Consider the following 10,895-nt stretch of genomic DNA (forward strand, 5'->3'; position numbering starts at 1 on the left):
GGTTTTTCCACCAGCGCGGGTGGGCGTCGGACGGCGGTGTCCAGCCCTGGTATCCGGCCATGTGTCGCGCGGTGCTGTCGTCGAGTTGTGGCGCGTCGTTCGGGAACCGCAGTTCGAGTGCGAGCGCTGCGGGCCGGGCGGTGAAGTGTGCCGACATGCCGTCGGCGCCGGCGACGGTGAGTTCGGATCCGCTGGGCAGGGCGGCGATAATCGCGCCCAGGTCCTCGGTCGCCTGATTCCAGGCCGTGCGTTCGACCTGTTCGATCGCGTGGCGCAGGGAGATTCGACGACTGTGCTCCCGATTCGCCGGCCCGTTGAGTTCGAGCACGATCGAGTAGTGATCGTGGACGACCCCGACCGTGACGCGAGGGAATTCCCAGCACAGATTCTTGCCGAACCGTAAGGTGCCGTGGATCGGGTCGCCCAGCGCCTCCCGTAGGCCCTGCACGGCGTCGCGCATGGTGAGTTCCAGCTCGTCCTTCAGGTAAGCGTAGGAATCGCTTTCGAGGTCGTAATCGGAGACGTCGGAGCTGATGGTGACCTGGACATGCTCGAGGGTGTCGCCGTCGAGCCAGAAGATGACCTGCGGATCGCTCAGCGCGAGACCGGTCCGCGCGTAGATCATCCGGTCGCGTTTCAGGTCCGAAATCCGCTGCCAGCCCGCATGTTCGGCGAAGCGCCGCACGTCGGCGCCGGTCCATGTCCACTCGAAGGTCGATGCCGCCGCGATCACCGCGAGGGTGCCCGGCACATCCGATTCCAGTTCGTCGCACGACGACCGCCGTCGTGTCTGCGCGGATACCTCGTGTGAACCGTGGGTGCGCACCGGGACCCATGGCGAGTCGTCCGCGCACCGCAGTGGCGTCGTATCGAGGTCGCGGTTGTTCGCGCGCCAGCCCTTGGCGCTCAACTCGGTCGGCGCCGCCGCCCCCATGGCCCGCAGACCGGTCACCACCTGCCCTGCGAGCCGGCTGTAGTCGGCGCTGCGGATCGGATTCGGGGAGCTGCGATTCCAGTTCGAGGACGGGTCCGGCTGCACCCACCCTTCGGCGGCGAGCCGCGCTTCGACCTCGCGGCCGTAGCGCCGGTCCGGCTCGAGGAAAGCTGAGGCACTCAGTTCGGCGTACACCGTATCGTCGTTCTTGGCGAACTGCGCGTACAACCCGCCGGGCGCTTCGACGATCAGGATGGAATCGGAGTACACATCCCGCAGGTAGTCGGCCAGTGCTTCGGCGTATCGGTCCCAGTCGGTCAGTCCGGCTCGCAGCAGTGCGCGGCGGGCGCGACGTTCGTCCCAGAACCGTTGTGCCCGTGGGTTCACCAGCATCAGTTCGACGGTGTCGCGGACGGTGGTGAGTCCGATCAGCACCCCGTCGAATTCCCATGCGGGCCCGGCGTCGGCCCCGATCGAGGAGAGGGTCGGGGTACCGAGCGCCTCCGTGAGCAGGGTGGTCGCCGAATCCAGTGCCTCGGCCAGTAGTTCGGTGTGCTCCGGCTGGAAGTGATTCGGGCTGTCGGAGATCCGGACGTGGATCTGGCGCAGTCCGGCGTCATCGTGCCAGAAGATCGCCGAGGGATCCCACACCCGCAACCCGGTGCGCGAGAAGCGGGCGTGTTCGCCCGTCTCCGGGATCCGATCCGGCTCGGCCCACCCCGCAGCGGCCGCGAAGCGTGCGGTGTCCGTCGAGGTCCATGTCCAGTCGAATGTTCGTGCCGCCCCGATGGTCTGGGCCGCGCCCACGATATCCATCCGTACCGGAACTCTCATCATGGACGCGACGGTAACGCAGGCCGGTGACAGTACTGGGGGGAGCGGGATGCGCGCTGGAAGCGGTAGGGTGCGAAGGGTTTTTGTGTGCGAGGGGCCGAATGGTGCGTGCGGGCGAGGAATTCGCTGGATATCTGATCGAGCGGCGGCTCGGCGGGGGCGGGATGGGGGAGGTCTATCTGGGCCGCCATCCGCGGCTGCCGCGGCTGATCGCGATCAAGGTGCTGGCTCGGGAGTTGGCCTCGGAGAAGGAGACTCGCGCCCGGTTCGAGCGGGAAGCCGAGCTGATCGCGCGGCTCGATCACCCGAATATCGTGACGGTGCACGATCGCGGGGTCGAGGGCGGGCGGTTGTGGATCGCCATGCAATACGTCGACGGCGGGGACGCCTCCGCGCTGGATCCGTTCACGCTCCCGCCCGACGAGGCCGTGCACATCATCGCCGAGACGGCGAAAGCCCTGGACTACGCGCATTCGATGGGCGTGGTGCACCGTGACGTGAAGCCCGCCAATATCCTGCTGACCCGCCCGCCCGCGGGGCAGGAGCGCCGGATCCTGTTGACGGACTTCGGGATCGGGCGGCTGCGCGACGATTCGGCGCAGATCACCCGCACCGGGATGCTGGCCGCGACCATCACCTACGCCTCTCCCGAGCAGCTGTCGGGCGCGCCGCTGGATCACCGGTCGGATCAGTATTCGCTGGCGTGCACGCTGTTTCGGCTGCTCACCGGGTCGACCCCGTTCCAGTCCGAGACGGTGGCCGCCGTCATCACCGGTCACCTGCAGCAGCCACCGCCGAAGCTGACCGACCGCCGCCCCGAACTGCCCGCCGCCCTCGACGCGGTCCTCGCCCGCGGCCTGGCCAAACGCCCGGACACGCGATTCGAATCGTGCCGGGCCTTCGCCGAGGCTGCGGCCCAGGCGCTTTCGGACGTCTCGGAGTCCACCCTGCCGCCGCGTGAAACGGTCGTCGGCCGGTCGGAGCCGACCCGTTCGATGGCTTCTCGCGCGGACGGAGCGCACGCGTCGGGCGGTACCACCGCGCTGGTGGCGACCCGGCCCGACCCCGGTGACCTGACCGAGGTGGATACCTCACGGCTACAGGTGAATTCGCCGTCCCGCCGTCGCGGCCGCTGGCTGGCCGCGGGTGCGGCCGCCGCCGCGGTCGCGGTGGCCGTCGCCGCCGGAATCATCTGGACGGCACACGATTCCGGCGCACCGCCGCCGCCAAAGGTGGCCCATCCGGCCATCGGGGACCTGCCGCAGACCGCAGTCCTCACCGGGTTCGATCCGCTCGTCCAGATCGACATGCAGGGCAGGAGCCTGGCCGCCCCCGCCTCGGTGGAGGATCCGGTGAACGATGGACGCCTGCCCTGCGCGCCGGTGTCCATCGCGGCGGCGCTGCCGCTCACCGGCGACAACTCCGCGCTGGGCGACAGCATTCTGGGCGGCGTGAAACTGGCTGTCGCCCAGTTCCTGCAAGGCGGGGGCCGCGTCTGCCCGGTCACGATCAAGCAGTTCGACACCGGCGGCGACCAGACCACAGCGGCGCAGATGGCCCGCAAGATCGCCGCGGACAAATCCATTGTGGCGGTGATCGGCCCGGCACTGTCGCAGGAGGTGATCGGGGCGGGCAATATCCTCGACGACGCGGGATTGCCGTTCCTCTCGCCGGTGGCCTCGCATCCGGTACTGACACAGCAGGGGTGGTCCGGGTTCTTCCGGGGCGTGGCCAACGACAATGTGCAGGGCCCGGCGCTGGGCCGCTATCTGGCGACGGCGGGCTATTCGCGAGTCTGCGTGGTCCGCGACAATATCGACGGTTACGAGATCGCGCTGACACCGGCGGTCGTCGACGGATTGGGCAAGGCCGCCCTGCCGGAGTGCCAGGTCGGCATCGACAAGGGCGCGGATCCGGCCGCGGCGGTGCAGGCCATCGCGGCGGCGCATCCGGACGCGGTTTTCTACTCGGGCTATCCCCAGCGTGCCGGCGATCTGCTGACCAGACTCCGAAGTGCCGGTGTCACAGCGCCTTTCGTGCTGGGCGACGGTGACTACGATCCGGCGTTCCGCAATGCCGCGGGCTCGGCCGGGCCCGGCACGATCGTGGATTGCTCGTGTGCGCCCGCGACGAACCGCTTCCTCACCGACTACAAGGCCGCGACCGGCGAGGACGCGGGCAATTTCGCGGTCGAGGGCTATGACCTCACCGCGATCGTGCTGCGCGGCATCGTCTCCGGCAATGCGCAGCGCACCGACCTGCGGACCTACCTGCATCAATATCACGCCGACGGCATCGGCCACTCCTACGGCTGGACCGCCACCGGCGAACCCGCCGATCCGCGGGTGTGGCTGTATCGGCTGTCCTAGGAGTCGGTGGCTTCGGCGGGCTCGGGGCGCAGGCGGCGCAGGCCGAGAATGCCCAGCAGTGCGCAGATTCCGAGCGCGAGGGCGAACCAGGCGGGCCGATCGCTCGTGGCGGCGTCGGCATCGTGCGACCACGGGTTGGGACCGCAGACCCGATACCCCAGGGTCAGCGCGGCCGAGGGGATGAGCAGGATGCCCAGGGGGAGAATGGTTCCCGGCGCGGTGCGGGTGGTGATCGCGCCGAAGCCGTAACCCGCGACGGCGGCCACCGCGCAACTGCCGAGAAACGCGACTCCGGCTCCGGTGTCACCGGCGGACGGCGTGACCAGGTCGAACAGGCCGAGGGCGAGGATCGCGGCGGCGGCCGCGAGCGGGGCCGGGCGGAGCAGGCCCGCGCCCAGTCCGAGCGTCACGGCCAGCAGCATCGGACCGATCTGCCAATGATGTTGCACGCCATAGCTGATGGAGGTGCCGCTGGCCGCGAGCGCCATCATGAGCAGGGTGAGGGCTCCGTCGCGGCCGGGGAGCAGCAGCGCGCCCAGGAAGGTGGCCGCCGCGATGGCGAGCACCCCGGCCGCGATGGCGGCCGCGCTCGCCGAGGACGGTGCCAGCCGTTCGGAGACGATGGTGATGGTGGTGATCACGACGGCCGCGGCCAGGACCGGACCGAACGGCAGATTCAGCGTGGTCGGATACGCCCCGGGGCGACGGCAGGTCAAACAGCAAATGGTGAGCAATACGAGGGCGGGGATGGTCAGCCAGTTCGGCGGGAGGTCCATGAAGGCCCGTTCGAGCAGGGACCGGGTGCCGCTCCCGGTGATGTTCTCGAGGTGGTCGCCGACCAGGATGCCGGTCAACGCCCCGAACAGATAACCCAGTGCGGGCGGCCGATATTGGAGTGCGGCGGCCCCGGCGGCACCCAGCAGCACGCCCGCCGTGAGCGAGTCGATGAAGTTGGCGGTGGCCAGGCTGGTCGAGGTCGAGGACACCAGGAGATGGTCGGTGGCCAGGATCAGGGCCGCGACCGCGGCGGTGCCCCAGGCGGCGCGGGTGCTGAACATGGTGACGCAGACCGCGGTCAGGACCGCGACGACCGCGCCCGCGGCGGTGGCGCGCGGCACGGTGATGGTCAGCAGCGTCATCTGCAGTGCCGAGGAGTCGGCGGCGCAGCCGGTGTCGACGGGCACGATGAGCGCCAGGCACGCGACGGCGGCGGCCAGGCTCGCGCCGAGGGTGTCGAGGACCGGACGATACCGCTGCACGGGCCGCTCCCGGGAGTCTGAGTCATCGGTCAGTTACCTTCGGCCACCGTAACAGTGCGCGACGCGTGACCTGGGCGAGCGCGGCCGACCCGGCACGCGTGGCGGCTGAGTTGTGGTGGATTCAGCGAGTCTGGCGGCGGGCCGCCCAGTCGGTGGCGAAGTCGCGGAAACGCCGTACCGCCTCGGCGGGCGTCGCGGTCGCCGACCAGATCAGCCCGACGTCTCGGGAGGCTCCCGCGTCGGCCAGCGGCACCTCGGCCACCCCGGGTGGCAGCGGCTGCTCGGTGGGCACCAGCGCGACGCCGAGCCCCGCCGCCACGAGACCGCGCACGGTCACCAGATCACTGGATTCGAAGGCGATGCGTGGCCCGATCCCGGCGGCGGCGCACAGTTCGTCGAATACCCGGCGCATGCCGAATCCTGGGTGCATGGCGATGAATTCGGCGTCGGCGAGCTCGGCCAGCCGCACCTGGCGCTGCCCGGCCAGCCGGTGATCGGCCGGAACCGCCAGCACCACAGGCTGATTCAGCAGGGTGCGCCAGCCGATCCCGGCGGCGCCCGGCCGCGGCGACACCAGCGCCAGATCGGCCTCCCCGTCGAGGACCTGCCGGGTGATGACCTCGGCCGCGCCTTGATACAGCGTGAAGTCGACCCGCCCCGCCGTCCGCCGGAAGTCGCCGATCAACTGCGGCGCCAGATTGCCGCCGAAGGAATGCAGAAACGACAGCCGCACCATCCCTTTCGCCGGATTCGCGCGATCGGCGACCGCCTGCTCACCCGCGTGCAGTTCGGCGCGGGCGCGACGAGCATGTTCGTAGTAGAGGCGACCGTAGTCGTTGAGCCGCAGCCGCTTGCCGTGCCGATCGAACAACGTCACCCCGAGCCGATGCTCGAGCCGCGCCAGCATCCGCGAGAGCGTCGGCTGCGCCAGATGCAGCCGCTCCGCGGCCGCCGACACATTCTCCGTCTCCGCGAGTGTCGTGAACCACTCCAGATCCCCGCCGAGCACCCCGCCTCCTCGCTATATGCCGCTGCTGCATGAGCATCAAGATAATCATGCATTTCCGTTCTAAGCGGCGGCGCACCACCCTGGACTTCGCACACCCCTTCCCTCGGAGAGGACCCGATGACCAGCCTCCAGGAGTCCGCGGCCCTTGCTCGAGCGCGGACACCACACGAGAAGCGGGTCACCATTGCGCTTTTCGCGGCCGGGCTGACCACGTTCGCCGCGATGTACAGCACCCAGTCGTTGTTGCCGAGTTTGTCGGCCGCATTCGGGGCGACGCCCGCGCATGCGGCGCTGGCGGTGTCGTTGACCACCGGTTTCCTTGCGCTGGCCATCATTCCGGCGGGGGTGCTGGCGGCGCGGGTGGGGCGGACGCGGGTGATGGTCGGGTCGGCGGTGCTGGCCTCGGGGCTGGGGCTGTTGTTGCCGTTGGCGCCGAGCTTGGACGTGCTGCTGGTGATTCGCGCGGTGCAGGGGATCGCGTTGGCGGGGGTGCCCGCGGTGGCCATGGCGTATCTGGCCGAGGAGGTCGGGGCGGCCGGGCTGGGTGCGGCGATGGGGGTCTATATCGCGGGGACCACGATCGGCGGGCTCGCGGGGCGGTTGATTCCCTCGATCGCGCTGGGACTGACGTCGTGGCGGTGGGCCGAGGTGGCGGTATCGCTGGCGGCCGCGCTGTGCACGGTGTGGTTCGCGCGGGCGCTGCCGCCGTCGCGCGGATTCACCCCGCGCCCGGCCGGATTCGGCACTCTCGCCGGAGATCTCGCGCGGCAGTTGCGCCACCGGGATCTGCTCGCCCTCTTCGGGCTGGCCTTCCTGCTGATGGGTAGCTTCGTGTCGGTCTACAACTACCTCGGCTACCGCCTCACCCACCGGCCGTTCGAACTGCCCGCGGCCCTGGCGGGTTCGGTGTTCGTGCTCTACCTCGCGGGCACGGCCGCCTCCGCCTACGCGGGGCGGCTCGCGGATCGCCGCGGCCACCACCGGATCCTGGTCGCCGCCCTGACCCTGATGGCCCTCGGTGTGCTGCTGACCATCCCCGACCAACTGGCCACCGTGCTGATCGGCATCCTGCTGTTCACCACCGGATTCTTCGGCGCGCACACCGTGGCCAGCGCCTGGGTGGGGACGCTGGCCGAAAACCGCGGCGCCGCAGCATCTCTCTACATGTTCGCCTACTACCTGGGCAGCGCCGTCATCGGCAGCGCCGCGGGCCTCGCCTACGCGGCAGGCGGCTGGCTCGGTCTGGCGGCCTGCGTCGCGGCGCTGTTCGTCCCGGCCGCGCTGCTGGCGGCGGGGCTGGTCAACGCTGGTCGTCGGGCGTCGAGTTCGCCGGAACCGGGTCCGTGGGCGCGTCCACACACGCGGGATTCACACTGTCCTCGGTGATTTCGGTGCACGCCGGGAGCGTGGCCGGGGTGTCGGTGTGCACCTGCACGATCGCCGGTCCGGCCGGTCCGGCCACGGCTGGCACCGCGCCGTAGACGAACGCGGCGACCATGCCGGCCAGCAGGAGAACCATGGCTGCCGCGGCGAGCGCGGCTCGGATGGGGACGGCGATGCTGGCCATGGCGAACTCCTCGATCAAAACGCGGCCACCGCACCAACTTTTGGACGCCACGAAATTGCGAGAAGGGCTTCCCCCGGCTTCGCGGACGCCCGATCGGGTGGCCGTGCGCACATGGTGACGCGCGGGAACACCCCAGGTCAAGGCGACGAGCGGCGGTTATCGCAGTGTTTACGAAGCCTTGACACCGGGACCGATTCCGTTACCGGCCAGCGTGATTGCCGAGACCCGCGTCACTTCCCGGCGAGCCTGTCGAGGAAGACCTGATAGCCGTCCAGCAACCGGTCCAGCGCGAAGCTGAAGTCGGCCTCCTCCCAGTTCACATCGTCATCGTCGAAGGCGCGATTGGTGATCGCGCTGGTGAGCGCGGGGAACCGGGCGGGATCGAGGACCGCGGTGAGGACGGCCCCGTAGTCGAGGTCCTCGTTCTCCGGCTGGATGGTGTCGCGCAGGAACCGGGTGCGGCCGATGACGTAGATCGAAAGATTCAGCAGCAGTTGGAGTCTGAGCGCTTCCGGGACGGCCAGGCAGGACAGCGCGGTCATCCCCGACTCCAGCCAAGCCATGTTCTTCGGACCGAGCGGGGGCGAGGTCATGGGGATGTCGAGCCACCAGTCGTGGGCGCGGATGGCCCGGAATTCGGCCCAGGCCCAGGCTTCCATCGCGGCGCGCCAATCGTTGTCGGGCAGGTCGGGCCGGATGTCGAAGATGCGGTCGTGCAGGAGTTCGACGAGGGTGTCCTTGCTGTCGACGTAGCGGTAGAGCGACATCGTGGTGAAGCCGAGCTCCTTGGCGATGCGCGCCATGGAGACGGCGGCGTAGCCCTCCGAGTCGGCGATCGCCATGGCGGTGTCGAGGATCTGGTCCAGGCTCATGCCGCGCTTGGGTCCGCGGTTGCCCGCGCCTTCCAGATCCCACATCAGCTTCACCGCTTTGGGCAGGACCTGCTCGTCGGGCGTCTTCACTCGGACCTCCTGTCGTCGCCTCGAACCCTATCTTGCGCCACATCGAAAACTGTGTACTCTATAAACAGAGTGTACGACATAAACAGTTTTCGAATGGAGTTGCCATGTCGGCATCCGCACCCGGCCCGGCCATCGAGGTTTCCGGGCTCACCAAATCCTTCGGCGACCGGCCGGTGCTGCGCGGCATCGACGCGGTCGTGCCCGCCGGGACCGTGTTCTCCTTGCTCGGCCCCAACGGCGCGGGCAAGACCACGATGGTCCGCATCCTCACCACGCTGAACCGGCCCGACGGGGGAGTGGTGCGCGTGGGCGGCCATGATCCGCTGCGGGAACCGGACGCGGTCCGGGCCCTGATCGGCGTGACCGGCCAGTTCGCGGCCGTCGACGAGGTGCTCACCGGCGCGGAGAACCTCCGGCTGATGGGCCGGCTGCTGCACCTGGGCTCGCGGGAAACCACCAGGCGCACAACGCGATTGCTGGAACAGTTCGAACTCGCCGAGGCCGCGGGCAAGCGGGCGGGCACCTACTCCGGCGGCATGCGCCGCCGCCTCGACATCGCCATGAGTCTGATGGGGCAGCCGCGCATCGTCTTCCTCGACGAGCCCACCACCGGTCTGGATCCGCGCAGCCGCCGGGAACTGTGGCGGGTGATCCGGGGCCTGGTCGCCGACGGCGTGACCATCTTCCTCACCACCCAATACCTGGAGGAGGCCGATCAATTGGCCGATCGCATCGCGGTGCTCGACGGCGGCCGCATCGTCGCCGAGGGCAGCGCTGAGCAGCTCAAGCGGCTGGTGCCCGGCGGCCACATCCGCCTCGCCTTCGCCGACGAGCACGGGCTGGCCGCGGCCGCGCGGGCGCTGCCGAGGGGCGAGGTGGACGCCGAGCAGCTGGCGTTGCAGGTGCCCTCGGACGGCAGCGTCGGCGAGCTGCGCAGACTGCTCGACCATTTCGACGACAACGCCGTGAGCATCGGCGAATTGTCGATCCACACACCGGATCTCGACGATGTCTTCTTCGCCCTGACCGGTGCCGCACAGAAGGAGGCCGTGCGATGAGCACCCTGACCTATGCCGCCCAGGATTCCGCCGCCATGGTGGGCCGCAATCTGCGCCGCACCCTGCGCAGCCCGGACACCATGATCATGACCTTCGCCGTCCCGGTCACCATCCTGCTCATGTTCGTCTACGTCTTCGGCGGCGCGATGAATGTGGGCGGCTCCTACATCGACTACGTGGTACCGGGAATCCTGTTGCTGTGCGCGGGTTTCGGGTCGGGTAGCACCGCGGTGGCGGTGGCGAGCGATATGCACACCGGCATCGTGGACCGCTTCCGGGCCATGGCGGTCTCGCGGACCGCCGTGCTCACCGGGCATGTGATCGAGAGCGTGCTGCGCAATCTGATCACCACGGGACTGGTGATCGCGGTCGCGGTCGCCATCGGCTTCCGCCCGACCACCGATCCGCTGCGCTGGCTCGCGGTCGCGGGGATGCTCGCCTGCTACGTCCTCGCCCTGTCGTGGCTGGCCGCAGCGCTGGGTCTGCTGGTGGCGAATCCGGAGGCGGCCAACGGTTTCATGTTCATCTTCATGTTCCTGCCGTATGTCAGCAGCGCCTTCGTCCCGGTGCACACGCTGCCGGGCTGGCTGCGCGGTTTCGCCGAGCATCAGCCGGTCACCTCGGTCACCGAGACCATGCGCGGACTGCTCATGGACACCCCGGTGGGGGATTCCGCACCGACCGCCCTGGCCTGGTGCGCAGGTCTGGCGCTGGCCGGATACCTGGGCGCGGGCTTCCTGTTCGGCCGTCGGTCCGACGGCTGAGATACCTATACGCCGATATGCGCATTAAGGCATGAATGTCGCGGCTCGATGGCTACGGTCTCGGTGAAGTCCTCGCTGGTGCACCAGAACTGCTGCACCGCTACGATGACGCGGCCGAGGCAGACCCTCCACAGCACGC

Annotated in this window: 9 protein-coding genes; 4 read left to right on the forward strand and 5 right to left on the reverse strand. The window is 69.4% G+C overall.

What is annotated here, in order from left to right:
- On the reverse strand, positions 1-1,771 hold a 1,771-nt coding region (locus ACWELQ_RS24825), incomplete at its 3' end, for a DUF6301 family protein (protein WP_452399447.1).
- A gap of 98 nt (positions 1,772-1,869) precedes the next feature.
- Here ACWELQ_RS24825 and ACWELQ_RS24830 point away from each other — a divergent pair.
- Positions 1,870-4,137 (forward strand): bifunctional serine/threonine-protein kinase/ABC transporter substrate-binding protein, encoded by a 2,268-nt coding sequence (locus ACWELQ_RS24830; protein ID WP_452399448.1) that lies wholly within the window; start codon positions 1,870-1,872, stop codon positions 4,135-4,137.
- Here ACWELQ_RS24830 and ACWELQ_RS24835 read toward each other — a convergent pair.
- Together ACWELQ_RS24835 and ACWELQ_RS24840 are read right to left on the reverse strand one after the other, a co-directional pair.
- The gene (locus ACWELQ_RS24835; RefSeq protein WP_452399449.1) at positions 4,134-5,396 is read right to left on the reverse strand and encodes a hypothetical protein; all 1,263 of its coding nucleotides are present in this window, start codon (positions 5,394-5,396) and stop codon (positions 4,134-4,136) included. The two genes, ACWELQ_RS24830 and ACWELQ_RS24835, sit on opposite strands and share 4 nt — an antisense overlap.
- Before the next feature lie 121 nt (positions 5,397-5,517).
- On the reverse strand, positions 5,518-6,405 hold the full coding sequence (locus tag ACWELQ_RS24840; protein ID WP_452399450.1) for a LysR family transcriptional regulator: 888 nt from the start codon (positions 6,403-6,405) through the stop codon (positions 5,518-5,520).
- Between the two features lie 117 nt (positions 6,406-6,522).
- Between ACWELQ_RS24840 and ACWELQ_RS24845 the strand changes: the two genes are divergently transcribed.
- Complete coding sequence (locus tag ACWELQ_RS24845; RefSeq protein WP_452399451.1) at positions 6,523-7,791, forward strand: MFS transporter; 1,269 nt, start codon at positions 6,523-6,525, stop codon at positions 7,789-7,791.
- On the opposite strand, the gene ACWELQ_RS24850 is transcribed toward ACWELQ_RS24845, so the two are convergent.
- Both ACWELQ_RS24850 and ACWELQ_RS24855 read right to left on the reverse strand, forming a co-directional pair.
- The gene (locus ACWELQ_RS24850) at positions 7,706-7,972 is read right to left on the reverse strand and encodes a hypothetical protein (protein WP_452399452.1); all 267 of its coding nucleotides are present in this window, start codon (positions 7,970-7,972) and stop codon (positions 7,706-7,708) included. The two genes, ACWELQ_RS24845 and ACWELQ_RS24850, sit on opposite strands and share 86 nt — an antisense overlap.
- Before the next feature lie 230 nt (positions 7,973-8,202).
- Positions 8,203-8,934, reverse strand: a complete 732-nt coding sequence (locus tag ACWELQ_RS24855; RefSeq protein ID WP_452399453.1) for a TetR/AcrR family transcriptional regulator — start codon at positions 8,932-8,934, stop codon at positions 8,203-8,205.
- A gap of 104 nt (positions 8,935-9,038) precedes the next feature.
- Here ACWELQ_RS24855 and ACWELQ_RS24860 point away from each other — a divergent pair, with 104 nt between their 5' ends.
- On the forward strand, positions 9,039-9,992 hold the full coding sequence (locus tag ACWELQ_RS24860; protein ID WP_452399454.1) for an ATP-binding cassette domain-containing protein: 954 nt from the start codon (positions 9,039-9,041) through the stop codon (positions 9,990-9,992).
- Positions 9,989-10,756 carry an ABC transporter permease gene (locus tag ACWELQ_RS24865; protein ID WP_452399455.1) on the forward strand — a complete coding sequence of 256 codons (768 nt, stop codon included), beginning with the start codon at positions 9,989-9,991 and terminating at the stop codon, positions 10,754-10,756. The genes ACWELQ_RS24860 and ACWELQ_RS24865 overlap by 4 nt, the downstream gene beginning before the upstream one ends.
- Positions 10,757-10,895: the final 139 nt, after the last annotated feature.

This window comes from Nocardia sp. NPDC004722 (assembly GCF_053601505.1).

Coding starts and splice junctions, on each gene's coding strand:
- ACWELQ_RS24830 (WP_452399448.1), top strand. CDS start 1,870: ATGGTGCGTGCGGGCGAGGAATTCGCTGGATATCTGATCGAGCGGCGG.
- ACWELQ_RS24845 (WP_452399451.1), top strand. CDS start 6,523: ATGACCAGCCTCCAGGAGTCCGCGGCCCTTGCTCGAGCGCGGACACCA.
- ACWELQ_RS24850 (WP_452399452.1), bottom strand. CDS start 7,972: ATGGCCAGCATCGCCGTCCCCATCCGAGCCGCGCTCGCCGCGGCAGCC.
- ACWELQ_RS24860 (WP_452399454.1), top strand. CDS start 9,039: ATGTCGGCATCCGCACCCGGCCCGGCCATCGAGGTTTCCGGGCTCACC.
- ACWELQ_RS24865 (WP_452399455.1), top strand. CDS start 9,989: ATGAGCACCCTGACCTATGCCGCCCAGGATTCCGCCGCCATGGTGGGC.